This window comes from Ruegeria sp. K3 (assembly GCF_056531845.1).
On the sequence record NZ_JBQFMM010000001.1, the window covers coordinates 688,071 to 713,379 of the forward strand.

At 59.2% G+C, this 25,309-nt stretch carries 24 protein-coding genes; 12 read left to right on the forward strand and 12 right to left on the reverse strand.

Going from position 1 to position 25,309, the window contains the following annotated elements:
- Positions 1-11 precede the first annotated feature (11 nt).
- From ACR0MP_RS03420 to ACR0MP_RS03440, 5 genes are read left to right on the forward strand one after another with little or no spacing between them, the layout of a single operon-like run.
- Positions 12-644 carry a DUF2460 domain-containing protein gene (locus tag ACR0MP_RS03420; RefSeq protein WP_170403098.1) on the forward strand — a complete coding sequence of 211 codons (633 nt, stop codon included), beginning with the start codon at positions 12-14 and terminating at the stop codon, positions 642-644.
- Complete coding sequence (locus ACR0MP_RS03425) at positions 644-1,528, forward strand: baseplate hub domain-containing protein (RefSeq protein WP_170403095.1); 885 nt, start codon at positions 644-646, stop codon at positions 1,526-1,528. Before ACR0MP_RS03420 ends, ACR0MP_RS03425 begins: the two co-directional genes overlap by 1 nt.
- Positions 1,528-1,968, forward strand: a complete 441-nt coding sequence (locus tag ACR0MP_RS03430; protein WP_480885833.1) for an NlpC/P60 family protein — start codon at positions 1,528-1,530, stop codon at positions 1,966-1,968. Before ACR0MP_RS03425 ends, ACR0MP_RS03430 begins: the two co-directional genes overlap by 1 nt.
- On the forward strand, positions 1,968-5,948 hold the full coding sequence (locus tag ACR0MP_RS03435; protein WP_480885835.1) for a baseplate multidomain protein megatron: 3,981 nt from the start codon (positions 1,968-1,970) through the stop codon (positions 5,946-5,948). Before ACR0MP_RS03430 ends, ACR0MP_RS03435 begins: the two co-directional genes overlap by 1 nt.
- Before the next feature lie 2 nt (positions 5,949-5,950).
- Positions 5,951-6,247, forward strand: coding sequence for a DUF7742 family protein (locus ACR0MP_RS03440; protein WP_480885837.1), 297 nt, complete (start codon positions 5,951-5,953; stop codon positions 6,245-6,247).
- Here the strand turns inward: ACR0MP_RS03440 and ACR0MP_RS03445 are convergent.
- A complete protein-coding gene (locus tag ACR0MP_RS03445) occupies positions 6,228-6,566 on the reverse strand; it encodes a TraR/DksA C4-type zinc finger protein (RefSeq protein ID WP_170626669.1) in 339 nt (112 codons plus the stop codon). The genes ACR0MP_RS03440 and ACR0MP_RS03445 overlap by 20 nt on opposite strands.
- Before the next feature lie 86 nt (positions 6,567-6,652).
- On the opposite strand from ACR0MP_RS03445, the gene cysE reads away from it, so the two are divergent.
- The gene (cysE, locus tag ACR0MP_RS03450; RefSeq protein ID WP_170396508.1) at positions 6,653-7,462 is read left to right on the forward strand and encodes a serine O-acetyltransferase; all 810 of its coding nucleotides are present in this window, start codon (positions 6,653-6,655) and stop codon (positions 7,460-7,462) included.
- Between the two features lie 73 nt (positions 7,463-7,535).
- On the opposite strand, the gene ACR0MP_RS03455 is transcribed toward cysE, so the two are convergent.
- From ACR0MP_RS03455 to ACR0MP_RS03480, 6 genes are all read right to left on the reverse strand, one after another.
- Positions 7,536-8,837: a pyruvate dehydrogenase complex dihydrolipoamide acetyltransferase gene (locus ACR0MP_RS03455; RefSeq protein WP_480885839.1), complete on the reverse strand. Its 1,302-nt coding sequence runs from the start codon at positions 8,835-8,837 to the stop codon at positions 7,536-7,538.
- A gap of 1 nt (position 8,838) precedes the next feature.
- The gene (locus tag ACR0MP_RS03460) at positions 8,839-9,099 is read right to left on the reverse strand and encodes a hypothetical protein (RefSeq protein WP_170403080.1); all 261 of its coding nucleotides are present in this window, start codon (positions 9,097-9,099) and stop codon (positions 8,839-8,841) included.
- Positions 9,099-10,472, reverse strand: a complete 1,374-nt coding sequence (locus tag ACR0MP_RS03465; protein WP_170396514.1) for a pyruvate dehydrogenase complex E1 component subunit beta — start codon at positions 10,470-10,472, stop codon at positions 9,099-9,101. The genes ACR0MP_RS03460 and ACR0MP_RS03465 overlap by 1 nt, the downstream gene beginning before the upstream one ends.
- A gap of 15 nt (positions 10,473-10,487) precedes the next feature.
- Positions 10,488-11,477 (reverse strand): pyruvate dehydrogenase (acetyl-transferring) E1 component subunit alpha, encoded by a 990-nt coding sequence (pdhA, locus tag ACR0MP_RS03470; protein ID WP_170396516.1) that lies wholly within the window; start codon positions 11,475-11,477, stop codon positions 10,488-10,490.
- Positions 11,478-11,649: 172 nt separating this feature from the next.
- Positions 11,650-11,949 carry an FtsB family cell division protein gene (locus ACR0MP_RS03475; RefSeq protein WP_480885841.1) on the reverse strand — a complete coding sequence of 100 codons (300 nt, stop codon included), beginning with the start codon at positions 11,947-11,949 and terminating at the stop codon, positions 11,650-11,652.
- 130 nt (positions 11,950-12,079) lie between these two features.
- Positions 12,080-13,270 (reverse strand): phosphoglycerate kinase, encoded by a 1,191-nt coding sequence (locus ACR0MP_RS03480; RefSeq protein ID WP_170403074.1) that lies wholly within the window; start codon positions 13,268-13,270, stop codon positions 12,080-12,082.
- Between the two features lie 135 nt (positions 13,271-13,405).
- Here ACR0MP_RS03480 and ACR0MP_RS03485 point away from each other — a divergent pair, with 135 nt between their 5' ends.
- Positions 13,406-13,912, forward strand: coding sequence for a peptidylprolyl isomerase (locus ACR0MP_RS03485; protein ID WP_170396522.1), 507 nt, complete (start codon positions 13,406-13,408; stop codon positions 13,910-13,912).
- The gene (locus ACR0MP_RS03490) at positions 13,905-14,453 is read left to right on the forward strand and encodes a peptidylprolyl isomerase (protein WP_170565963.1); all 549 of its coding nucleotides are present in this window, start codon (positions 13,905-13,907) and stop codon (positions 14,451-14,453) included. Before ACR0MP_RS03485 ends, ACR0MP_RS03490 begins: the two co-directional genes overlap by 8 nt.
- 51 nt (positions 14,454-14,504) lie before the next feature.
- Here ACR0MP_RS03490 and aqpZ read toward each other — a convergent pair whose 3' ends face one another.
- Positions 14,505-15,194 (reverse strand): aquaporin Z, encoded by a 690-nt coding sequence (gene aqpZ / locus ACR0MP_RS03495; RefSeq protein WP_170396526.1) that lies wholly within the window; start codon positions 15,192-15,194, stop codon positions 14,505-14,507.
- A 239-nt stretch (positions 15,195-15,433) separates the two neighbouring features.
- Here aqpZ and ACR0MP_RS03500 point away from each other — a divergent pair, with 239 nt between their 5' ends.
- Complete coding sequence (locus ACR0MP_RS03500; RefSeq protein WP_170403066.1) at positions 15,434-15,799, forward strand: cupin domain-containing protein; 366 nt, start codon at positions 15,434-15,436, stop codon at positions 15,797-15,799.
- Positions 15,800-15,975: 176 nt separating this feature from the next.
- On the opposite strand, the gene ACR0MP_RS03505 is transcribed toward ACR0MP_RS03500, so the two are convergent.
- From ACR0MP_RS03505 to ACR0MP_RS03520, 4 genes are all read right to left on the reverse strand, one after another.
- Complete coding sequence (locus ACR0MP_RS03505; protein WP_170396528.1) at positions 15,976-16,476, reverse strand: bactofilin family protein; 501 nt, start codon at positions 16,474-16,476, stop codon at positions 15,976-15,978.
- The gene (locus tag ACR0MP_RS03510; protein WP_223117903.1) at positions 16,466-17,791 is read right to left on the reverse strand and encodes a M23 family metallopeptidase; all 1,326 of its coding nucleotides are present in this window, start codon (positions 17,789-17,791) and stop codon (positions 16,466-16,468) included. Before ACR0MP_RS03510 ends, ACR0MP_RS03505 begins: the two co-directional genes overlap by 11 nt.
- A 178-nt stretch (positions 17,792-17,969) precedes the next feature.
- Positions 17,970-18,788, reverse strand: a complete 819-nt coding sequence (locus tag ACR0MP_RS03515) for a ferritin-like domain-containing protein (RefSeq protein ID WP_480885887.1) — start codon at positions 18,786-18,788, stop codon at positions 17,970-17,972.
- An 85-nt stretch (positions 18,789-18,873) separates the two neighbouring features.
- Entirely contained in the window at positions 18,874-19,335 is a 462-nt protein-coding gene (locus tag ACR0MP_RS03520; RefSeq protein WP_170396533.1) for a peroxiredoxin family protein, read from the reverse strand.
- A 68-nt stretch (positions 19,336-19,403) separates the two neighbouring features.
- Here ACR0MP_RS03520 and ACR0MP_RS03525 point away from each other — a divergent pair, with 68 nt between their 5' ends.
- From ACR0MP_RS03525 to ACR0MP_RS03535, 3 genes are all read left to right on the forward strand, one after another.
- Positions 19,404-22,787: a YhdP family protein gene (locus ACR0MP_RS03525; RefSeq protein WP_480885844.1), complete on the forward strand. Its 3,384-nt coding sequence runs from the start codon at positions 19,404-19,406 to the stop codon at positions 22,785-22,787.
- Positions 22,788-22,831: 44 nt separating this feature from the next.
- Complete coding sequence (gene queA / locus ACR0MP_RS03530; protein WP_170404706.1) at positions 22,832-23,878, forward strand: tRNA preQ1(34) S-adenosylmethionine ribosyltransferase-isomerase QueA; 1,047 nt, start codon at positions 22,832-22,834, stop codon at positions 23,876-23,878.
- A gap of 106 nt (positions 23,879-23,984) precedes the next feature.
- Positions 23,985-25,256, forward strand: coding sequence for an MFS transporter (locus ACR0MP_RS03535; RefSeq protein ID WP_170403056.1), 1,272 nt, complete (start codon positions 23,985-23,987; stop codon positions 25,254-25,256).
- Positions 25,257-25,309 lie beyond the last annotated feature (53 nt).

Here is a 25,309-nt window from a genome sequence, read left to right on the forward strand (position 1 = left end):
GGGAGCAGGCGATGAATTTCCACGAGGTGAGATTTCCCGCCAGCCTGAGCTTTGGCTCGGTCGGTGGGCCGGAACGGCGCACGGATATCGTGACGCTGGCCAACGGGTTCGAAGAACGCAACACGCCCTGGGCGCATTCGCGCAGGCGCTATGATGCGGGTCTGGGGATGCGGTCGCTGGACGATGTCGAGACGCTGATCTCGTTTTTTGAGGCGCGGCAGGGCCAGATGTTTGGATTCCGCTGGAAGGATTGGTCGGATTTCAAGTCGGGCGCAGCAACGGCTGAAGTCGACAAGGGCGATCAGGTGATTGCGCGCGGGGATGGCGAGACGACCGATTTTCAGCTGATCAAGAGCTACAGCTCGGGTGGATTCAGTTATGTAAGGCCGATTTTGAAGCCGGTACTGGGGACCGTGACGCTGGGGCTGGATCAGGACGCGCAACGCGAAGGCGTGGACTTTGAAGTCGATCTGGCGACCGGACGCGTGATGTTCTCGGCCCCGCCGCCTGAGCAGGTCGAGATTACGGCCGGGTTTGAGTTCGACGTTCCGGTACGGTTCGACACCGACAAGATCCAGACCAGCGTGGCCAGCTTTCAGGCCGGTGACGTCCCGAACGTACCGGTGGTCGAGGTGCGGGTCTGATGAGCGGGGACAAGCAGGCGCTGCAGGCGCATTTGCAAAGCGGGCTGACCACCACCTGTCGTTGCTGGGCGATCACGCGCAGCGACGCACAGGTCTATGGTTTCACGGATCACGATATGGAGTTGCGCTTTGACGGGCTGGTGTTCAAAGCCAGCACCGGTCTGACCGCTGCGGCGATCGAGCAGGCAACCGGCCTGTCGATCGATAATACCGAGGCGATGGGCGCGCTGTCTGATGCCTCGGTCCGGGAAGAGGATATCGAGGCGGGGCGCTTTGATGGGGCCGAGGTGCGGGCCTGGCTGGTCAATTGGGCCGATCCTGAGCAGCGGATGCTGCAGTTTCGTGGTTCGATTGGTGAGTTGCGTCGCGCTGGCGGGGCGTTTCATGCGGAATTGCGCGGGTTGACCGATCTGCTGAACCGGCCTTTAGGGCGGATTTATCAGAAGCCCTGTACGGCAGTGTTGGGGGATAAGGCGTGCCGCTTTGCCCTGGAGACGTCGGGTTATCGCGCTGAGGCTGAAATTGTCGCGCTGGACGGCGCGGCTTTGCGTTTGCAGGGCGCGGAGAGTTCTGATGCGGGTTGGTTTGAACGCGGCAGGCTGGATGTGCTGGGCGGGGCTGCGCAGGGCCTGTGGGCCTCGATCAAGCTGGATGAACAGGTCAGAGATGGCCGCGATGTCACGCTTTGGTCGGCGATTGGCGGCGGGCTGGCGGTTGGGGACCGGGTCCAGCTGATCGCCGGGTGTGACAAGCGCATGACCACTTGCCAACTGAAGTTCAACAACATGCTGAATTTTCAGGGCTTCCCTGACCTGCCGCACGAGGATTGGGTCATGGCCGTACCCAAGCGCAGTAGTCAACACAAAGGGGGAAGCAGGCGGTGATGCGGACAAAACAAGATATCGTGGACGAAGCGCGCGGATGGCTGGGCACACCTTATGTTCATCAGGCCTCTGTTCGGGGTGCAGGCGCTGATTGTCTGGGCTTGCTGCGGGGCGTTTGGCGCGCGGTGATGGGGCATGAGCCTGAGGCGGTGCCGGTCTACAGCATGGATTGGTCCGAGCCGCAGGGTGAGGAACGCATGTGGGCCACAGCCCGTCGCCATCTAGTCGAGAAATCGCCCGATGATTTGGCCCCGGGGGATGTATTGCTGTTTCGGATGCGGGATGCGGCAGTGGCAAAGCATCTGGGCATCGTCAGCGCCCAAGACCCGATGCGATTCATCCACGCCTATACCGGGCATGGTGTTGTTGAAAACACGCTGAGCGAGCCTTGGCGTCGCCGCGTGGTCGCTTGTTTCGAATTCCCGCTGGAGGATTTCTGATGGCCACAATAGTTCTGTCTGCTGCAGGTGCGGCAATAGGTGGTTCGATCGGGGGCTCGGTTGCGGGTCTGTCCACGGCGGTGATTGGCCGCGCGGTTGGGGCGACGCTTGGGCGGGTGATCGACAACCGGCTGATGGCCAGCCAATCCGTAATGGGTGGCGGTAGCGAGGTGGTCGAGACCGGGCGTCTGGATCGTTTCCGTCTCACCGAAACCGGTGAGGGTGCGACCGTCGCGACGGTCTACGGCCGGATGCGAGTTGGAGGACAGGTCATCTGGGCTTCGGACTTTCTGGAAACCCGATCGACCTCGACGACGACGCAAACATCAGGCGGTGGCGGTGGAGGCAAGGGGAAACCCAAGCCCGTTGAAGTGACGACAACAACAACCACGCATAGCTACAGCTATTCGGTGTCTTTGGCGATTGCGGTGGGCGCGGGACAGGTCGCGGATATCACGCGCGTCTGGGCCGATGGTGAAGAGGTCGAGCGCCGAACGCTGAACATGCGGATATATCGCGGCGATCACGAGCAATTGCCCGACCCGCTCATTGAAGCGGTCGAAGGGGCAGGCACGGTGCCCGCTTATCGCGGCACGGCTTATGTGGTGATCGAAGATCTGGCGCTGGGCCCCTTTGGCAACCGCGTGCCGCAATTCTCGTTCGAGGTGGTGCGGCAGGAACAAGAAGAGATGCCGGATGCGGCGGACGCGCTGTCACGGATCATCAAAGGGGTGGCCTTAATGCCGGGTACGGGTGAATACGCGCTGGCTTCATCTCAGGTTAATTACACCAAGGGCCGGGGGCGCTGTTGGGCGGCGAATGTCAATTCACCATCGGGCAAGTCCGATCTGGTGACCTCGACCCGGGCGCTCGGCCAGGAATTGCCGGGCTGCGAGGCGGCTTCGTTGATCGTGTCGTGGTTCGGCGATGATTTGCGCTGCGGAGAATGCCAGATCCGCCCCAAGGTTGAACGCAAGAATATCGAGGGCGCAAACATGCCCTGGAGTGTTTCAGGTCTGTCCCGAACTGCGGCGGGGCAGGTGAAATGGCAGGATGGGCGTCCGGTTTATGGCGGCACACCGGCTGATGCGGCCGTAGTGCAGGCGATCCGGCACCTGAAGAACTCGGGCAAACGGGTTATGTTTTATCCGTTTATTTTGATGGAGCAATCAGAGGGCAACGGCCTGCCTGATCCGTGGTCCGATGCGCCGGATCAGCCATATTTGCCTTGGCGTGGGCGGATCACTTTGGATGTTGCTCCGGGGCGGCCAGGCTCGCCGGATCAAACTGCCGATGCGGATGCGCAGGTGGCGGCGTTCTTTGGTACGGCGCGCGCGTCACATTTCTCGACCAGCGGCAGCAAAGTGACCTATCGCGGCCCTAGCGAATGGGGATTACGGCGGTTCATTCTGCACTATGCGGCCCTTTGCAAGGCGGCGGGCGGCGTGGAGTCCTTCTGCATCGGGTCCGAGATGCGCGGGCTAACGCAAATCCGCGGCGCGTCTGGCTTCGCTGCAGTTGCGGAGCTGCGGTCTCTGGCCGCGGAAGTGCGCGCGATATTGGGGCCGGAAACTAAGGTCGGCTATGCCGCAGACTGGACCGAGTATTTCGGGTATCAGCCGCAAGACGGCACCGGAGACCGGTATTTCCACCTCGACCCGCTTTGGGCCGATGAGAACATAGATTTTGTCGGCATCGACAACTATATGCCGCTGTCCGACTGGCGGGATAGGGCCTCGCATCTGGACGCTGAGGTGTCGAATGGGTCGATCTACGATCTGGACTATCTGCGCGGCAATATCGAAGGCGGCGAGGGGTATGATTGGTACTATGCCTCACCGGAGGAAGCTGAAGCGCAGATCCGAAGCCCGATCACTGATGACGATCATGGCGAGCCGTGGGTCTGGCGGTACAAGGACCTGCGCAACTGGTGGGCAAACCGACATCATGAGCGGATCGGGGGCGTGCGGCAGAAAAAACCCACGGGTTGGGTTCCGGGGTCCAAGCCAATCTGGTTCACCGAACTGGGCTGCGCGGCGATCGACAAGGGCACGAACCAGCCGAACAAATTTTTGGACCCAAAGTCGTCTGAATCAAATTTGCCGCAGTATTCCAACGGGGTACGGGACGATTTTATCATGGTTCAGTACCTTCGGGCCGTCCTTGGCTATTGGGGTGATGCTGAGATCAACCCGGTTTCAGATATCTATGACGGCCCGATGGTGGACCTGTCGAACGCCTTTGTCTGGGCTTGGGATGCGCGTCCGTTCCCGACTTTCCCGAACCTGCGGACGCAGTGGTCGGACGGCGATAATTATGCACGTGGGCATTGGCTGAACGGGCGGTCCGGGTCGCGGACTCTGGCCTCGGTCGTGACAGAAATCTGCCATGAGGCAGGGGTGACGGCGATTGATGTGTCCGAGCTCTACGGCGTGGTACGTGGTTACGCGGTTGAGGACGTAATGAACGCTCGGCAGGCCTTGCAGCCACTGATGCTGCGCTATGGGTTCGACGCGATCGAGCGGGACGGGGTGCTGAAGTTTAGAACCCGCGACGGGCGTCGGGCCGTTGACATCGACCCCGAGCAGATCGCCATCAGCGCGGATATCGACGGGCCAGTGGAAAATCGCCGCGAGGCTGAGGCCGAGATGACCGGGCGTGTGCGTCTGCGGTTCGTCCAGTCGGATGCGGACCATGATGTTGTCGCGGAAGAGGCCGTCTTGCCTGATGACAGAACCCATTCGGTCGCCGTCAACGAAATGCCCTTGTCGATGACTCGCGCCGAAGGGCGTCAGACGGTCGAGCGCTGGCTAAGCGAATCCCGCATCTCGCGCGACACTGTGCGATTTGCTCTGCCGCCCTCGCTGCTGCATGTCGGGGCCGGCGATGTGGTGCGTTTGCCGGATGGCGGGGACGGAACGCTATATCGGATCGACCGGCTGGAACAGGCCGAGATGCAATTGGCGGATGCGGTGCGGATTGAACCCGGAGTTTATACCCCGTCCGATGTTTTGGATGATGTAGCGGCAGCCAAGCCATTCATTGCTCCGGTGCCAGTTCTGCCGGTGTTCATGGATCTGCCGCTGATCACTGGATCCGAAGCGCCCCATGCGCCGTATCTGGCGATATCGGCCGAGCCCTGGCCCGGTAACGTGGCTGTCTATTCGGCTGCACAGGATGAGGACTATACCTTGCATCAAGTGATCGCGGGGCAGGCGGTGATTGGCTTCACCGAAACACCCCTGCGACGCGCAGGCGCTGGGATCTGGGACGAAGGGGCCGCGTTGCGTGTCAACCTGATCGATGGCGTTTTGGAGTCGCGTCCACGCTCGGCGTTGCTGAGTGGTGCCAATCTGGCTGCCATCGGTGACGGAACACCGGGCAATTGGGAAGTGTTTCAGTTCTCGGATGCGGTCTTGCAGGAGACTGGCGTTTACAATTTGTCAGGCCGCTTGCGTGGTCAGTTGGGTACGGATGCCCTGATGCCGGATGTATGGCCTGAAGCGTCTACCTTTGTCCTACTGGATGAACGTGTTTATCAGACTGGATTGCTGCGCACCGAACGCCGCGTGGCCAAGCATTACCGTATCGGCCCTGCAACGCGCGGCTACGAGGACCCGGCATATGTGCATCTGGTTGAAGCGTTCGATGGCAATGGGCTGAGGCCTTATGCGCCAGCGCATTTGCGGGCGTCTGCGTCGGCTACCGGGGACAAGATCTCGTGGGTGCGCCGCACCCGGATTGATGGCGATGACTGGAGCGCATTGGATGTGCCTCTGGGCGAAGAAAGCGAATCCTATCTTATCCGCGTCTTCACTGAGGGTGCTTTGTTGCGCGAAACTGTCACCAGTGATCCGGTTTGGCAGTATTCTGCCGCGATGAAAGCCGATGACGGGCTGGCCGGACCCTACGATGTCGCAGTCGCGCAGGTTTCGGCTACCTACGGACCCGGGGCGTTTGCGCGCCTTTCGGTCGGCTAGCCGTGCGGCCAGTCCTGCACGGAGATCTCAGCGCGGCGGCGCGGGCTTTGCTGGCCGCGCCGCGAACCGACCGCGATAGGATAAGCACCCTCCTGATTGCTGAGGCCGAACTGGCGGATCGACATGTCGCCAGAACTGGGCGCTTGCATCCTGTTTATGGAAATGGCTCGTTGATGGCAGCCGCGTGCTGCCGGCCCTTGGCAGACGAACCAAATTTCGACGATCTGCAATATTGCCAATGTTTCGAGATGGTTCTGCGCAAACTGATCCGGTTTCAAATCAGCCAGATGCGCAACTGACACATTTTGAGGCGGCAAGGTCCAGCTCTAGCCTTCCGTGCGCTATTTCCTCGCCGCAATCTTCGCAATAGCCGAAATCGTCTTCGTCCATCCGGTTTAGAGCGGCCCGAAGCCGATGCGTTTCGGTGTCGCGCCGGGCCTGTTGCGCCTTGGCCATTGCTTGATTTTGCAACGCATCCATCCGGCTGAGCCGACCCACTGCCTGTTGATCCAGCTCCACAACTGATTGCGCATCCTGACCGGCGGCGGATTGCGCGGCCAGATCGCGAAGGCGCTGGTGAATAAGCTTCCGAAAATGGTCCAGATCGGCTGAGTTCATTTTTTGTTGTAGTGCATATCAAGGGTTTGCGTTTGGTAATTTTACGACTAGATGGCTATTCTAAGCGCAGCAAAGGATGAAAAGCCATGTTCGAAACGCGCAGCCAAGTGACACCTGTGGACCCGGTTTGGGACCGCATCACCTCGGAAGCCCATGCAGCCGTCGAGAAAGAGCCGCTGATGGGCGGGTTGGTACACGCCTGTATCTTGCATCACCGCAGTCTTGAGAGGGCATTGTCCTATCGCATCTCGGCCAAGCTATGCTCGAATGAGATGTCGATGATGGTACTGCGTGAGATCGTGGATGAGGCCTATGCTGACGACAAAGCGTTGATTGAAGCCGCGCGCGCGGACCTGATGGCCGTTTATGAACGCGATCCGGCCTGCCACCGCCTGCTGCAACCGATCCTTTATTTCAAGGGGTATCAGGCGATGCAGGCTTATCGCGTAGCCCACTGGCTTTGGAACAAGGGGCGCCATGATCTGGCGTATTTCTTCCAGATGCGATCTTCCGAGATATTCGGCATTGATATCCATCCAGCTGCCCGCATCGGTAAAGGCATCATGATCGACCATGCCCATTCTATCGTGATCGGTGAAACCGCTGTGGTCGGGGACAATGTTTCGATGTTGCATTCGGTGACGCTGGGCGGAACCGGCAAGGAAGAAGAACAGCGCCATCCAACCATTGGTGACGGCGTGCTGATCGGCGCGGGTGCTAAGGTTCTGGGCAATATTGAGGTTGGCCATTGCAGCCGTATCGCAGCCGGATCAGTGGTGCTGCAGGAAGTGCCACCGTGCACGACGGTCGCTGGCATTCCCGCCAAGATCGTGGGCGAGGCCGGGTGCGATCAGCCGTCAATCTCGATGGATCATATGCTGGGGAAAGACCAGTAATTCGGAGTGAATAGACGAAAAAGGCCGCCTCGGGGTTCGAGGCGGCCTTTTTTTTGTGCATGATCTTCCGGGCTTAGGCCAACATGACCATCGGATTTTCCAGATTGCCGACGATGGCTTGCAGTAGCTGAGCGCCAAGCGCGCCGTCGATGACCCGGTGATCGACCGACATGGTGACGGACATGACGGTTGCGACCGTCAGTTCTCCGTCATCGCCCACGATGGGTTTCTTGAGGCCGGTACCAACTGCGAGGATACCTGCATGCGGCGGGTTCACGATGGCATCGAAATTGTCGATACCGAACATTCCGAGGTTTGAGACCGCGAAAGTACCGCCTTGGTACTCGTGCGGGGCCAGCTTTCGCTCGCGGGCGCGTCCGGCGAGGTCTTTCATCTCAGTCGACAGCGCCGACAGCGATTTGGTGTCGGCATCTTGCAGGACCGGAGTGAACAGACCGCCCTCGATGGCGACGGCAACAGCCACATCCGAAGGTTTCAGTTGCAGAACCCGGTCGCCCGCCCAGACGGCGTTGCATTCGGGAACCTGCTGTAGTGCGTTGGCGACGGCTTTGATGATAAAGTCGTTGACGCTGAGCTTCACACCCCGGCCTTCGAGTTGCTTGTTCAACTGGCTGCGGAACTTGAGTAGCGCATCCAGCTTAATGTCGCGACGCAGGTAGAAATGCGGGATGGTCTGTTTGGCCTCAGACAGACGCGCGGCGATGGTCTTGCGCATGCCATCGAGTTTGATCTCTTCGTATTCGCGGCCTTCGTACATCTTGGCCACGGCGTCCGCCGATGGACCTGCGGGAGCGGCGGCGGTTTGGGCGGCTGCTGCAGCAGGCGCAGGTGCCGCTGCAGGTGCGGCTGTGGCGCTTTCCACATCGGCTTTGACGATACGGCCATGCGGGCCAGAACCTGAGATTTGAGCCAGATCTAGACCCTTTTGCGCGGCAATCCGACGAGCAAGGGGGGAGGCAAAAATACGACCGCCATCCGCTTTGGCCGGTGCCGCTGGGGCAGGGGCGGGCGCCTCGGGTGCCGCTGGTGCGGCAGCCTCGTTGCCCGCTGCGGCAGCTGGCGCAGCCGCGGGAGCAGCGGTTGGCGTTGCACCGATATCATCAGCGCTTTCTCCATCTTCCAGCAGGACTGCGATGGCGGTGTTGACTTTAACGCCTTCGGTTCCCTCAGGAATAAGGATCTTGCCGACGGTGCCTTCGTCAACGGCCTCGAACTCCATTGTTGCCTTGTCGGTTTCAATTTCGGCCAGCAGATCGCCCGAGGAGACGGTGTCGCCTTCCTTGACGAGCCATTTTGCAAGTGTGCCTTCCTCCATCGTCGGGGACAGGGCGGGCATCAGGATTTCGGTGGGCATTTCAGCGCTCCTCAATCAGAGTAATTTGGTCAAAGGGCGCCTTGGGGCGCCCGGTGCCGCGTGCGAGTGTCGCAATCGCAGCCTCGATTTTGTCTTTGTTCTCCGCCATCCAGACATAGGCGGTCTGGTGTGAGGGGCGCGCGCCGATCAACCGCATATCCGCCGCCAGTCGCTCGGGTACAAGCGCCCGCACGATGCGGTTGTCGATGTCAATCTCGACACGGTAGCATTCGGTTGCTGGATCGCGGCCCCTGATCTCCATTACCGGTAGGTCACCTGTTTCACCGCAGCGATCACCTCATCGGTGGTGATCAGCGCCAGCTTTTCGAGGTTCGCCGCATATGGCATCGGAACATCTTTGCCGGTGAGGGTGATGACCGGGGCGTCGAGATAATCGAACGCTTCCTGCATGACCACCGAGCTGATGTAGCTACCGACGGAACCTTGCGGCCAGCCTTCTTCGACAGTCACAAGACGGTTGGTTTTCATCACCGAGTTGATGATCGCACCGGTGTCCATCGGGCGGATAGTACGCAGGTCGATCACTTCGGCGCTGATGCCGTCTTCGGCCAGTTTGTCTGCGGCTTCCAGCGCATATTGCATGCCGATGCCAAAGCTGACGATGGTCACATCCGAGCCTTCGCGCCAGATGCGGGCCTTGCCCAGCGGGATGGTCAGGTCATCCACTTGCGGCACGTCGAAGGACCGGCCGTAGAGGATTTCGTTTTCCAGGAAGACCACGGGGTTCGGGTCGCGGATGGCCGATTTCAGCAAACCTTTGGCATCGGCTGCGGAATAGGGCATCACCACTTTGAGACCTGGCACCTGCATGTACCATGCGGCGTAGTCCTGCGAGTGTTGCGCGGCCACGCGGGCAGCGGCACCGTTAGGGCCACGGAATACAATCGGACAGCCCATCTGACCGCCAGACATATAAAGCGTTTTGGCGGCAGAGTTGATGATCTGATCAATGGCCTGCATGGCGAAGTTGAAGGTCATGAACTCGACAATCGGTTTCAGCCCGCCAAAGGCCGAGCCGACGGCGATGCCTGTGAAGCCGTGTTCAGTGATCGGGGTGTCGATGACACGTTTGGCACCGAATTCATCGAGCAGGCCTTGAGAGATTTTATAGGCGCCCTGATATTCAGCGACTTCTTCGCCCATCAGATAGACATCTTCGTCGCCGCGCATTTCTTCGGCCATCGCGTCGCGCAAGGCTTCGCGGACGGTTTGCTGCGCCATCTCGGCGTCGGCAGGCCAATCGGGCGACAGGTCCACAACCGGAGCAGCGGGGGCTGCTGCGGCAGGAGCGGGGGCCTCAACCGCCGCAGGGGCGGCTTCGGCCTCCGCTGCGGCTGCGGGCGCAGCCACGGGCAGGGCGGAGGCGTCTTCACCATCTTCGACCAGGATCGCGATAGGGGTGTTTACTTTGACCCCTTCGGTGCCCTCGCTGATCAGAATCTTACCGACGATGCCTTCATCGACGGCTTCGAACTCCATCGTAGCCTTGTCGGTTTCGATCTCGGCCATGATGTCGCCCGAGGATACGGTGTCGCCTTCCTTGACCAGCCACTTGGCCAATGTGCCCTCTTCCATCGTGGGCGAAAGGGCGGGCATGAGAATTTCGGTTGCCATGTCTTATTCGTCCTCTCAGGCGTAGATATCAGTCCAGAGCTCGTCCAGCGACGGCTCGGGGCTTTCTTTCGAGAATTCGGCGGCCTGATTGACGACCTCTTTGATCTCTTTGTCGATCGCCTTCAGGTCATCCTCGGTCGCGTGTTTGCCGGTCAGCAGCAGCTCGCGCACGTGCTCGATCGGGTCGCTTTGTTCGCGGACCTTCTGAACCTCTTCGCGTGTACGGTACTTGGCCGGGTCAGACATCGAGTGGCCGCGATAGCGGTAGGTTTTCACCTCGAGGATGTAGGGACCTTTGCCCGCACGGCAGTGGGCGACCGCTTTTTCACCTGCGGCTTTGACGGCCAGCACATCCATGCCGTTCACCATTTCACCCGGTATTCCGAAGGCTTGACCGCGGTGGTAGATGTCGGCCGAAGAGGTCGAGCGTGCTTGCGCGGTGCCCATGGCATACTGGTTGTTCTCGATCACGAATACCACCGGCAGTTCCCAAAGAGCAGCCATATTGAAGGTCTCGTAGACCTGACCCTGGTTGGCCGCGCCGTCACCGAAATAGGTGAAGGTGACGCCGCCGTTTTCTTTGTACTTGTCAGCAAAGGCCAAACCCGCACCCAGCGGAACCTGTGCGCCGACGATGCCATGGCCGCCATAGAAATTCTTCTCTTTCGAGAACATGTGCATCGAGCCGCCTTTGCCTTTGGACAGCCCGCCTTCGCGACCGGTCAATTCGGCCATTACGCCGCCCGGGTCCATTCCACAGGCCAGCATGTGGCCGTGATCGCGATAGGACGTGATGCGCTTGTCGCCTTCTTTGGCCGCGGCCTCAAGGCCGACAACAACCGCTTCCTGACCGATGTAGAGGTGGCAGAAACCCCCGATCAGACCCATGCCGTAGAGTTGACCTGCCTTTTCCTCGAATCGGCGGATCAGCAGCATCTCGCGGTAATATGTGGTCAGTTCTTCCGCAGAAACATTTGGTTTCTTTGTGGTTTTTCGCGCAGCCATAGTGGCGATCTCCCCCTTTCGGCAAGATAGTTTAGCGTTAAACTATCTCATAGAGCATTTCACACGTTCTGGCGAGTACTAATGTTACGCGAGGGCAGGATACGCGAGTTGCGGCCTGCCACAGCTTATCTTCCGGGCGTTAAGGTACAGAGATTCTTAGTCAAAAATTTCGTCAGCGGATGACGATCTCATCCGCGCGGATCATGCCGAGCACTGAGCGGGCCTGTTGATCCAGCAGATCGAGATCCAGATAGGTGTCTGACAGTCGGCGGGTCAGGTTCTCCATCCGCTCGATCTCGGCGTTCAGCCGCGCCAGATCGCGAGACAAAACATCGCGTTCGGCGGCAATCTCGACTCGGCGAAACAGACCGTAATCCCCTTGAACGGCGGCAAAGGTGAAATACACCCCCAGCATGAAGGCGATTGAGAAGAAAATGAAAGCCCCTAAACCGGGCCGATTGGAACGGGACACTGTGTTAACCGCCGTGTGAAATACTGCCTCAGAAACGCACCCTTTTTGGATGTCTCGACGCACTATGTCACAGGTGATTCGGGTTGTGAATCCCCTGAGTAGAAAAAGCTGAGACCTGAGGTTTGAGCGCTTATAGTTCCAGCGCAGCCACACCCGGCAAGGTCTTGCCTTCCATCCATTCAAGGAAGGCACCACCAGCAGTAGAGATATATGAGAAATCCGTTGCCGCGCCCGAGGCGTTCAGTGCGGCCACCGTGTCACCCCCGCCCGCGACCGAGGTCAGCTTGCCATCGCGGGTTAGTGCTGCGGCCTTCAGCGCCGCCGCATTGGTTGCGGCATCGAACGGTGTCAGCTCAAACGCCCCCAGTGGGCCGTTCCAAATCAGGGTCTGGCTTTTTTCCAGCACTTCGGACACGGCTGATACGCTTTCGGGACCGGCGTCTAGGATCATCGAGTCAGAAGGGCACTGATCAGCGGGCAGCACCTGATGCGGCGCGTTGGCCTCGAACACTTCGGCCACGACGATGTCGCGCGGCAGGACGATCGTGCAGCCAGCGGCTTCGGCCTTGCCGAGGATTTCGGCGGCGGTATCGGTCATGGCGTGCTCGGCCAGTGATTTGCCGACATCGATCCCCTGCGCCAGTAGGAATGTATTCGCCATCCCGCCACCGATGACCAGATAGTCAACCTTCTCGATCAGGTTGCCCAGCAGGTCCAGCTTGGTCGACACTTTGGCGCCCCCGACAACCGCTGTGACAGGCCGCTTGGGTGCGCCCAGGGCGGCTTCAAGCGCGCTCAGTTCCTGCTGCATCAGGCGTCCGGCACAGGCGGGCAGCAGACGGGCCAGCGCCTCAGTCGAGCTGTGGGCGCGGTGCGCGGCCGAGAAGGCATCGTTGCAATAGATGTCGCCCAGCTTTGCCATGCCTTGGGCAAGTGGGACGCTGTTCTTGGTCTCCTCGGCATGGAAGCGGGTGTTTTCCAGCAGCAGAACCTCACCTTCCGTCAGGGCGGAGGCTGCGGTTTCAGCCTCATAGCCTACGCAATCATCTGCAAAGCGCACGGGAACCCCGAAAGCGGATTCAAGTGCTGGCACAAGCTGCTTCAATGACAGCTCGGGTACATGCTGACCACCGGGGCGTCCGAAATGGGCCAGCAAGATGGGTTTACCGCCTGCGGCGAGGATATCGCGCACGGTTGGCACGATCCGTTGAATGCGGGTGTCGTCGGTCACCACGCCATCCGCGACCGGTACGTTGATATCCACGCGTACCAGAACCCGCTTACCGCCAAGATCCATATCGTCCAGAGATTTCCAGCCCATCGCGCTCATCCTTGCCCATTGCACCCAGTTTCAGCGGTTCTTTTCCTGCATTTTGCGTTCAGGTCAATGCGTCACTTGGCATTCGCGCGCCCGCGTCATAGGTATTTGCGCAAGTTTCAAAGACAGGAGGGCCAGATGGCCGAGATCAAAGACCCCGAAAACACGATCATCATTGAGCTGAAAGACGGCAATGTCGTCATCGAATTGCTGCCTGATGTGGCCCCTCAGCATTCGGCCCGTATGAAAGAGCTGGCCCGTGGTGGTGAGTATGACAACGTCGCCTTCCACCGTGTGATCGACGGGTTCATGGCGCAAACCGGCGATGTGCAGCATGGCGACATGGAAGACGGGTTCAACATTCGTATGGCGGGCACCGGTGGATCGTCGCTGCCGAACGTACCTGCCGAGTTTTCGAAACTGCCTCATGATCGCGGCACGTTGGGTGCGGCACGCTCGGCCAACCCGGATTCGGCAAACTCGCAGTTCTTCATCAACTTCAAGGACAACCATTTCCTAAACGGCCAGTACACCGTGTATGGCCGCGTCATCGACGGGATGGAGCATGTAGACGCGATTGTGCGTGGTGAGCCGCCAGCGAGCCCCGACCGCATGATCAGCGTTAAGGTGGCTGCTGATGCATAAGCTGGCCGCAGTTTTTACCTTGCTGGCCAGCCCTGCGCTGGCAACCGGGCTTGAGATCGAGATCGAGGGCGAGGGGGCCAATGGCACCGTCACCGTCGACCTGTTCGAAGATATTGCGCCCAAGCATGTGGAGCAGATCACCGCTCTGGCCGCTGCTGGTCAGTACGATGGGGTTGTGTTCCATCGTGTGATCGATGGGTTCATGGCGCAGACCGGCGATGTTGAGTTTGGCCGTGTCGGTGGCGACATGCGTCGTGCGGGTACGGGTGGATCGGATCGCCCTGATCTGCCTGCTGAATTCTCGGATTTCAATTATGACCGGGGCGTCGTGGGTATGGCGCGGGCGCAGGACCCAGACAGCGCGAACTCGCAATTCTTCATTATGTTCGAGCCCGGCCCGTTCCTGAATGGTCAGTACACGGTTGTCGGTCAGGTGACAGAAGGGATGGACGTGGTCGATGCGATCAAGCGGGGCGATGGCCCTAATGGCGCAGTGATCGGACAACCGGATGCGATGAAAAAGGTCACTGTGACCGAATAAAAGAAAACCCCGGCGCGCTTCTGCGGGCCGGGGGTTCTTGATGCGGCCGGGTCAATCGTCGTCCGACATCGCCCGCCAGATCAGCGCGCCAATCGCGCCGCCGATCAAAGGTGCCACCCAGAACAGCCATAGCTGCGCCAGTGCCGGACCATCGGCAAACAACGCCACGCCGGTTGACCGGGCAGGATTCACAGAGGTGTTGGTCACCGGAATCGAGATCAGGTGGATCAGCGTCAGCCCCAAACCAATCGCGATCGGGGCGAACCCGGCAGGCGCGCCGCTGGAGGTCGCACCGAGAATGATCACGATGAAGAACGCCGTCATGACGATTTCGATCACCAACGCTGACATCATCGAATAGCCTTCGGGTGACGCCTCGCCATACCCGTTTGAGGCAAACCCCCCGACGCCTTCAAAGCCCGGTGCTCCGCTGACGATCAGATAGAGCACGGCTGCTGCGGCGATCGCTCCGATCACCTGCGCGATCCAGTAGGGGATTAGATCCTTGGCATCGAACCGCCCGCCGATCATTAGCCCAAGGCTGACCGCCGGGTTGAAATGCCCGCCCGAGATATGACCGACCGCGTAGGCCATGGTCAGCACCGTCAGGCCGAAAGCGAACGAAACGCCCAGCCAGCCGATACCCACATCGGCCACACCTGCAGCCAGCACCGCGCTGCCGCAGCCACCCAGTACCAGCCAGAATGTACCGAAGAATTCGGCCATGAGTTTTGATGACATGAAAAGCCCTCCTGAAATCAATGACTTTAAGGTTAATTCAAAAAACGCTTTTTGTGAAACTGTGAGAATGCGGGGAATTTTCCTTCAAGACACGTCAGATAGGGGGGCTGTTAGGGAATATGCTTATTCCGGTGTGTTGGCGATTGAGAACGACACACTCGGCCCAACTTGCGTTTTTCTCCTTTGCGCCCCAATGTCCGGTATCGGTTGTGGGCTTACGATGTGGCGGGGGTATCAAAGTGAAGTTCAAAAAGCTGTATTCGGATGCTCAAGGCGAAAGCCATTGGAAAGACATCGAAGTCGAACTTGAAGAGCAAAGCTTTGCACCACCTGCGAAAGCAATCGAGATTTCAAAGCCAGAAGCTGTCAAGCAAACCATGTTCTTGAGACTCAAGAAGGGTTGGGATGAGCCAATTCATCCCACACCTGTCGCTCAAAAGCTCATTTGTCTTTCTGGCTCAGTGCGCGTGACCGCGAGCGACGGGGAATTCAGAGATATTGGTCCGGGTGACGTCTGGCATATGGAAGACAAACACGGCAAAGGCCACCACACAGTAGTAACAAGCGATGATGATTTTCTTTCGGTGATCGTGCAGTACGAGTAGCGGGGGCAACGCAGACCAAGCCCTCCTGATCAACCAAGCGCATTGCGGCACTTGCGCGGTGTAAGGCCGCTACGTCCCGCATTGAGGTCATTGTTAGATTTAGACGAACACCCCAAAACAAAACAAACGCCGCAGGGTATCCTGCGGCGTTGCTGATTGGTCTTGCCGATAAGTGTTTACTGCTTCACTTCCGCCGCCGGGTTGGCACCCGATTTGCCGCTGCGGCCCGGGTTCAGCGGGTCGTCCTGACGCTGCACCGAACCTTCGAAATGCGCGCCGCTTTCAATGGCGATGGTCTTGTGGATGATGTCACCTTCGACGCGGGCGGTCGAAGTCAGGCGGACCTTCAGGCCACGGACGCGGCCCACGATACGGCCGTTGACCACTACGTCATCTGCAGTGACTTCGCCCTTGATGGTGGCCGTCTCGCCGATGGTCAGCAGATGGGCGCGGATGTCTCCTTCGACGGTGCCCTCCACCTGGATATCGCCCGAGGTCTTGATGTTACCGGTGATGTGCAAATCCGAGGACAGCACCGATGCGGGTGGCTTGGGCTTGGGAGGGGTGCTGGCCTTTGTTTCAGCCGGTGCAGGTGTTGCCGGAGTGGCCGGAGCGGCTGGTTTTGCTGCCTCAGTCTCTTTCGATCCGGGTTCGTTGATTTTGCTCTTAGAAAACATTTCTCGCAGCCTTGATGTAAGTCATTGGGTTAACAGGTTTTCCGTTCACACGGACCTCGTAGTGCAGGTGTGTGCCGGTCGACCGTCCGGTGCTACCCATATCAGCAATATGATCCCCGCGCGAGACCCTTTGACCAACCTTTACGCGTACCTTGGTGTTATGAGCGTAAAGTGTCTCAATCCCAAAGGCGTGCTTGATCTTTACCAGCCGTCCGAAACCCGATTGCCAGCCTGCATGAGTGACAACACCATCAGCAGTCGCGAAGATATCGGTGCCCGAGGGGCCGGCGAAATCAGCGCCATTATGCATGCGGCGACCGCCGGTCTTTGGGTCGCGCCGCGTACCGTAGCCGCTGGTGAAACGAACCGCTGCACGCACCGGGCTGGCGAAGGGGGCCTTTTCCGCAGCGATGCGATAGAGGTTCAGCTGGTCCATCTGTTCCAGCAGGATATTGGCGCGGATCTGGTCGGGGCTCAGTTCCTCACCGCGGGTGCTGAAGGATAAAGGGGTCAGCGGACCGCCCATACCGCTATATCCGCGCCGAACTTCGTCGAGGATACGATCTGTTGGCATGCCCGCGCTGCGGAACATCTTGTCGAGAGGTTCGACTGAGATCAGCATCGCCTCTTCCAACTGGCGGAAAATCTCGTCGCTGCGCTCCTGCATCAGGCGGATTTCAAGCTCGAGCTCGTCACGCTGGTCCAACGCGCCTTGCGCATCGGCGGCGATCTGGTCGCGCTGCGCCGCGGTCCGGGCTAGGGCATCGGTCATAAATGCCATCTGTTCCGGGTTTGCCGATGCCATCGCATAAGCCGCGTCCGCATCAGTGCTGGGTTGCAGTTCGGCCAGTTTGGTCCGCGCGTCTTCGCGTTGCTTCATAGTGGCACGCAGCGTGGTTTGGATCACCTCGATGCCGGTCTCCAGCTCGCGCCGGCGGTTTTCGGATTCCAGCAATTCGGACTGCATGACCGAAATCTGTTCCAGAGCTGCGTTAAACCTATCATGTGCAGCCAGCGCTTCGGCCGCACGCGCATCGCGCTCTTCCGACAGGATGTTCAGACGTTCTTGATACGTAGCCTGATCGCGCTTGGCCTGTTCTCGGAAATTGCCCGATCCGATGCTGTCCATCAACAGAACTGACGTGGCAATCGCGGTCCAGGCGACCATCACCGACACACCGGCGACTGCAGCGATCTGAGTTTCAGAACTCAGTCGGATGAACCGCGTGTCGTTGTCAGATTTCAGAAAAACACGGCGCTCTGGAAAGTGCCGCTCGAGCAGTGAGTGTAGTTTAATTGCCAGACGTGTCCGCACGCGTCCTACCTCAATTGTCCCCATATCTCGGAGCCGGTCGTGAGTGAGTAGCCGCTCCTTGACGCGATTGCATAAAGCGGTCGAGGCATTCGGGCAAGTTTGTTAACCAATCAAGAGCTATGAACGGAGAATTACCGCACGTGATCGGCGAGAACTTGCCGATAGCGAGCATTTGCTGTCAGTCCGACACAACTCCGGGTGGTGGCAGGTCTTCGGTCAGGGGCCAATAGAAATCTGGCGGCAGTCCGGCCTCGGCCCGTTTCTCTTCGTTAAATGGTGGTTTCAGCGCGCCGTGGAAGTAGCGGCGGACGAGGGCGTGGAATACATCCTTGGGGTCGGCATTCTCGCGCCCGCACAAGAAGTGGAACCATTTCGAGCCATAGGCGACGTGACCAACTTCCTCGGCATAAATCACTTCCAGTGCAGCGACTGCGTCGTCAGCCTTGGCCTTGCGGAAGATGTCGATCATTCCGGGGGTCACGTCCAACCCACGTGCCTCAAGCACCATTGGGACGACGGCAAGACGACCCATAAGATCCTGTGCGGTGTCCTCGGCGGCGCGCCACATGCCTGCATGGGCGGGCAGGGCGCCATAGTGGCTGCCCATCTGTTCGAGGCAGTCGCAGACCATCTCAAAATGGCGCGATTCTTCTTCGGCGCATTTCACCCAATCGTCATAGAAGCCGATGGGCATGGGCACATGGCCAAACCGGGCAATGATATCCCAATGCAGATCCACGGCGTTCAACTCTATATGAGCGACAGCGTGCAACAGTGCGATGCGGCCGGCCTCGGACCCCGCCCTTCGGCGCGGTACATCACGAGGCGACAACAGTTCGGGCTTTTCAGGTCGCGCAGGGTATAGCGGTGGCTTTGCGGTGCCCACTTCGATCTTGGGCGCGTCGCCTTGCCGGGCTGCGAACCAGGCAACGGCGTATCGTTTGGACAGGGCGGTTTTCTCGCGACCGACTGATGTGGTCAAAACCTCGGTCGCCATTTCGGTCAGTGTTTTTGACACGCTTGCCCCCTTACGCTTCACTCCGCGCGGGTCATACCCTTGATGCCCGCGCGGGTCGAGAGGGCTAGAGCGCGCGTGCGGCCTCCAACACTTCGTCCACATGACCCGGCACTTTCACCTTGCGCCAGACGCGGGCGATTTTTCCATCCGCATCAATCAGAAAGGTCGAGCGTTCGATCCCCATGGATTTGCGCCCATACATGTTCTTTTCGACCCAGACGCCATAATCTTCGCACACGCTCTGACCCTCATCGGACAAAAGCGGCGTCGTAAGGCCGTGCTTGGCGACAAATTTGTCATGCTTTGCCACGGTATCGCGCGAGATGCCGAAAACGTTAGCACCCGCATCCGCAAAGGCTTGTAGTTGTTCCGAGAAACCGATGGATTCCTTGGTGCAGCCCGGCGTATCATCGCGGGGATAGAAAAACAGAACGACCGCGCGGCCACGCTGTTCCGACAGGGTCACCTCGCCGCCGCCGTCGCGAGGCAGTGTAAAGTCGGGTGCGATGTCTGAGACTTCGGGCATATTCAAACTCCGGCTGAGAAATTAACGGTTGCCGCTTATCATAGGGCTCCGTTGACAGGTTGAAAGGCGTGAGACGCAAATTGGTCCAGCAAGAACAGCAGGATGACACGAAGGCGGATAAGAAACCCCGCCGTCGGTCGCGGCGTCGAACCGCAGGGCTGTGGACATTGCGCGGTGTCTTCATCCTTGGATTTCTGGCACTGGTCACCGGCTTTATGGTTGTCGGCCAGCGCATGCACGCGCCGGATTGGTTGCGCGACCGGGTCGAGGCGCGCCTTGATCAGACATTGGGTGGCGTCAAAGTTCGGTTCGGCGATGTCAGTTTCATCATTCATGAAGGCTGGCGTCCGCGATTGCGACTGACCGATGTTCGTATCAGCGATGCGGACGGACGGCAGATTGCCGAAGTGTCCGACCTGCGGGCCAGCCTGTCGATGCGCCCGCTGTTGCGCGGGCATGTGCGCCCGAAGCGGATCATATTGCAAGGCGCGCAGATTGCACTGACACGGGGTGTCGATGGAGCGCTGTCGCTGACGGTCGGTGCCGGAAGTGCGCCGGTCGGTCAGGCCCGGAACCTGGCGCAGCTGATTGAATCATCGGACGAGGTGTTCCAGGCGCCTATTTTGTCAGCCCTGACCTCGGTCGAACTGGATGCAATTACGCTGGACTATCAGGACCTGCGGTTGGGCCGGTCCTGGGTGCTGGACGGCGGGCGTATTCAGGCCAACCGCAGCGCGGGTGAGGTTCGTCTGGCCACCAATTTCTCGGTGCTGGCCGGTCGCGATTATGTCAGCACGATCGAGGCCAACTATACCAGTTTGCTGGGCAGTCCGGCTGCGCAGTTCGGCATCTCGATCACCGATCTTCCCGCCGAGGATATCGCAGGCCACAGCCCGGCGCTGGCATGGATGCAGGTACTTCGCACACCGATCTCAGGTGCTTTGAGGGGTGGCATTGATACTGAGGGCGCGCTGGGGCCGGTCTTTGCCACGTTGAATCTGGGTGCAGGCGCCGTGCAGCCCACGCCTGAAACAACACCGATCAAATTCGACGCGGCGCGAACGTATTTTACCTACGACCCGAAACAACAGGCGCTGGATTTCAACGAAGTCTCGATCCAGTCTGCCTGGGGTACTGTGCAGGCAGATGGCAAGGCCTTTCTACATGGGGTCAAAGCTGGCGGGTTGGACAGTATGTCGGGGCAGTTCCGCCTCAGCGGGATTGAGATCAACCCGGCCAATCTGTTCCCCGAAGCACTGAATCTGACGCGGGCCGATGTTGATTTCCAGATGAAACTTGCGCCGTTCCGTATACAGCTGGGGCAGATGACGGTTGAAGACGGTGCACATCGCGCACGGCTCAGCGGGTCTCTGGCTGGTTTGACCGACGGCTGGGTCGCAGCCATTGACGCGCAGATTGATCGGATGAGCTCTGATCAGCTGTTGAACTACTGGCCCGAACGACTTGCCCCGAAACCGCGCCTTTGGGTCACCGACAACCTCTATCACGGAGAAATGTCCGATCTGGATTTCGCCCTGCGTCTACGGCCCGGCGAAAAGCCGGACATCTATGCGGATTTCGAATTCGACGAGACCGAGATTCGGTTCGCCAAGACGTTGCCAACTATCCAAGACGCGCAGGGGCAGGCCAGCCTGCTCAACCGGCGCTTTACCGTCTCGGCGCAAAAGGGGATTGTGATCGCGGATGAAGGAGGTACCGTTGATGCCTCGGGCACCTCGTTCATCATCCCCGATACCGGCATCAAAAAAACCACCCCGGCCATTGCGCGGATTAAGGCCAGCGGCAGTGTAACCGCAGCCATGTCATTGCTGGACCGGCCGCCGCTGCAAATGCTGACCAAGGCCAATCTGCCGGTGGATCTGGCCGACGGTCAGGTCAGTCTGAGTGGAACGCTTTCCTTGCCGTTGATTAAGGGCCTGAAGCTGGAAGATACCAGGTTCCATTTTGTTGGCGAGTTGTCGAATTTGGACAGCAGCAAGCTGGTACCCGGATTTGAAGTCAGCGCAGACCGATTGGACCTGAGCGGCGACCAGACGCAAGTGGCCATCCAGGGCGAGGGGCTGTTTGGCGTCGTACCGGTTGAAGCGCTTTGGCGGCAGCCGATCGGAGGCGAAACCCCGCAGCAAAGCGAACTGACAGGTCAAATCGAATTCTCCCCGCGTCTGATGGAACAAATCAATGCCAGACTGCCGCGCGGCATGTTGACCGGAGAGGGGATCGCCGATTTCAGCCTGAGTCTTGGTGCGGGTGAGCCCCCGCGCTTGTCCGCACAATCCGATCTGGTTGGTGTCGCGCTGGCGATCCCTGAGCTTGGATGGCGCAAATCAGCCAGCACTGGCGGCTCTCTGACTGCCGAGGCCACGCTGGGCGCTCAGCTAAGTGTCGATTCCCTTCGGATCAACGCTGCTGGTCTACGGACAACTGCAGCGATCTCGTTCCGGGATGGCGGGTTCGAAAGGGTACGGTTCAGCACGTTCGAACTGGGCGACTGGCTTGCAGTTCCGGCGGAATTGATTGGGCGTGGTGCCGCGCTGCCAGATATCCGTGTGTTGGGCGGCGTGCTTGATCTGGGAAAATCCACCATCGGTGAGGGAGGTAGCAGCGGTGGTGCTGCCGGGCCCGGGCCAAAGCTGGATGTGAAGCTGGACCGACTACAAGTCACTGAATCCGTTGCGTTGACCGGGTTGACTGGCTCGTTTCAAACCACTGGCGGACTGACCGGCAGCTTTGCGTCGCAAGTCAATGGCGGTGCAGCGATCCGCGGTCAGGTCACCCCGCGCGCGTCCCGATCTGCGGTTGGTCTAACCTCGGACGATGCAGGGGCAGTTCTGCGATCAGCAGGGGTTCTGACGCAGGCACGCGGTGGAACAATGCAATTGCAGCTGGATCCGATCGCAGAGCCTGGAAACTATGACGTCGACCTGAAAATCAAAAATACGCGGATCACGGACGCCCCGGCCATGGCAGCGATATTGAACGCGATCAGTCTGGTGGGGTTGCTGGATGAAATGGCGGGGCAAGGTATTTTCTTCGCGGCCATCGACAGCAAAATGCGTATCACTCCGACCGAGGTGAAAGTGCTGAGCGGTAGTGCCGTGGGGCCATCAATGGGGCTGTCCTTTGATGGTACGGTCGACACTGTAGCCGGGATGCTGAACCTGCGCGGCGCGATTTCACCGATCTATCTGGTCAATGCAATTGGCAGCGTTCTGACCAAAAAGGGGGAAGGTATCTTTGCCTTCAACTACACTTTGTCCGGACCGCTGTCCGACCCGCAAGTTTCGGTCAATCCTCTGTCTGGTCTCGCACCTCTGTTTCTGCGCAACCTGTTGCGCGAGCCTGCGCCAACGGTCTCGGATGGCCCGAATGCCACACCGGATCGATCTGGCGAACCCAATCCCGCCTTCCAGACACGTGGTGAGGATCGCTGATCTGAGCTGTGGCCGAATCTGTCGGGCCGATGTATGGCGCGGCCATGAAACTCAGCGACTTTGACTTCCACCTGCCCGAACACCTGATCGCCACGCGTCCCGCCAGCCCGCGCTCGTCCGCGCGACTGCTGCTTGCGCAGGGTGATGCTGTTCAGGACCGGCGCGTGTTCGATCTGCCGGACATATTGCAGCCCGGGGACCGTCTGGTGCTGAACGACACCCGCGTCATTCCCGCTCGCCTCAGCGGTCGCCGCCACCGTGACAGCGCGCAAGGGCAGGTATCTGCCGCGATTGAGGCGACATTGCTGGACCCGCAATCTGATGGTTGTTGGGCCGCGCTGATCAAGCCGCTTAAGAAGATCAAACCGGGCGAAGAGATCGTATTCTCAGACGATCTGAGCGCAACCCTGGACCGAGTTGCCGATGGCCAAGCCTATCTGCGCTTTAACCTGACCGGAGAGGATTTCGATCAAGCGTTGGAGCAGGCCGGCGCGATGCCGTTGCCTCCCTACATCGCAGCGAAACGTGCGGCGGATGAACAAGACAAGACCGACTACCAAACTGTGTGGGCGCGAAACTCCGGAGCCGTAGCGGCCCCAACCGCGTCCTTGCATTTTGATGATGCGCTTTTGCAGGCGCTATCGGAGCGCGGTGTCGAGTTCACGCATGTCACACTGCATGTGGGGGCAGGCACATTTCTGCCGGTCAAAGTGGAAGACGTGACCACCCACAAGATGCACGCCGAATGGGGACGGGTCAGCGCGCAGGCCGCTGCCGAGATTGCGGCGACCAAAGAAGCGGGCGGGCGCGTTATCCCGGTGGGCACAACTGCCCTTCGACTGATCGAAAGCGCAGCACGACGCGGCCGGATCGCGCCGTGGGAAGGCGAGACCGATATCTTCATATACCCAGGTTTTGAATTTCACGTCACTGATGCGCTGATGACCAACTTCCACCTGCCGAAATCCACATTGCTGATGCTGGTTTCGGCGTTGATTGGGCAGGATCGGGTCAAGTCGGTCTATGACCACGCTATCGCAGAAGAATATCGCTTTTTCTCATACGGCGACGGATCTCTGCTTATACCATAGTCGTATCTTGGCCATCTGCGCCCTTACAATGTCGTAGACAAGCGCGACGTGCTTCGTCATTGACGGCAAAGCGGACAAAACACACCGGCAATTTTGGATAGACAGAATGCTTCAGGTTCTTTCCAGCGCTTGGGCGCTTCTTTTGGGAATGGGATTGCTGATGGTCGGCAACGGCCTGCAGGGCACGTTGCTGGGTGTGCGCGGCGAAATCGAGGGCTTTTCGACCCTCGAGATGTCTTTTGTTATGTCGGCCTATTTCCTTGGCTTCCTAGGTGGTTCGCGTTTGGCCCCCGAGATGATCCGGCGAGTTGGTCACGTGCGCGTATTCGCAGCGCTGGCTTCCTTTATCTCAGCCGTCATGATCATGTATCCGATGCTCACGGATCCGATTGCATGGTCGCTGGGCCGTGTGATTATCGGATTCTGTTTCTCGGGCGTGTACGTGACGGCGGAAAGCTGGCTGAACAACGCGGCCAACAACGAGAATCGGGGACAGGCGCTGTCGCTTTATATGATGGTGCAGATGACGGGGGTCGTGAGTGCTCAGGCATTGCTGCTGGTCGGTGACCCGGCGGGATATGAGACCTTTGTCATCGCTTCTATTCTGGTTTCGATCTCATTTGCGCCTATTCTGCTGTCCATCTCTCCAACACCGGCGTTCGATACCACCAAACCGATGACATTACGCCAACTGATGGAAACATCGCCACTGGGCTGTGTCGGCATGTTCTTGTTGGGCGGGATATTCTCAGCGCAATTCGGGATGAGCGCCGTTTATGGCGCTCAGGTGGGGTTGAGTCTGGTCGAGATTTCGACCTTCGTCGCGGTGTTTTATATCGGCGCCGTAGTCCTGCAATATCCGTTGGGCTGGATGTCCGACAGAATGGACCGCCGTCTGCTGATCATGCTGGTGGCCGCTGTTGGTGGGGTAGGCGCCGTGATAGGCATGATACTGGGCGTCACTTTCACCATGCTTCTCGTAGCTGCCTTTATCATCGGCGGCATGACAAGCCCGCTCTATTCTCTGTTGATCGCGTATACCAATGACTACTTGGAGTATGACGATATGTCGGCGGCTTCGGGCGGTCTGGTTTTTATTAACGGCTTGGGCGCAATCGCAGGTCCAATTATCACCGGTTGGCTAATGGGGGCTGGCGTGCTCGGCCCACAAGGCTTTTTCCTGTTCATCGCGGCGCTGATGTTCATCATGGCCGCCTATGCGGCCTATCGTATGACCCAGCGCGTCTACAAACCCGTGGATGAAACCGGATCGATTGCCCCGATCTACCCGACATCTTCGCCCGTTGCCCTGGAAGTTGCGCAAGAGGTCGCCATTGAGGCAGCCCAGGACGAGCAGGATACGCAAGAACCCGCCTGAGCGCCGGAAATGTGACTTTTGTGTTGCAATATGTTACTGTCACAAATCTGTAA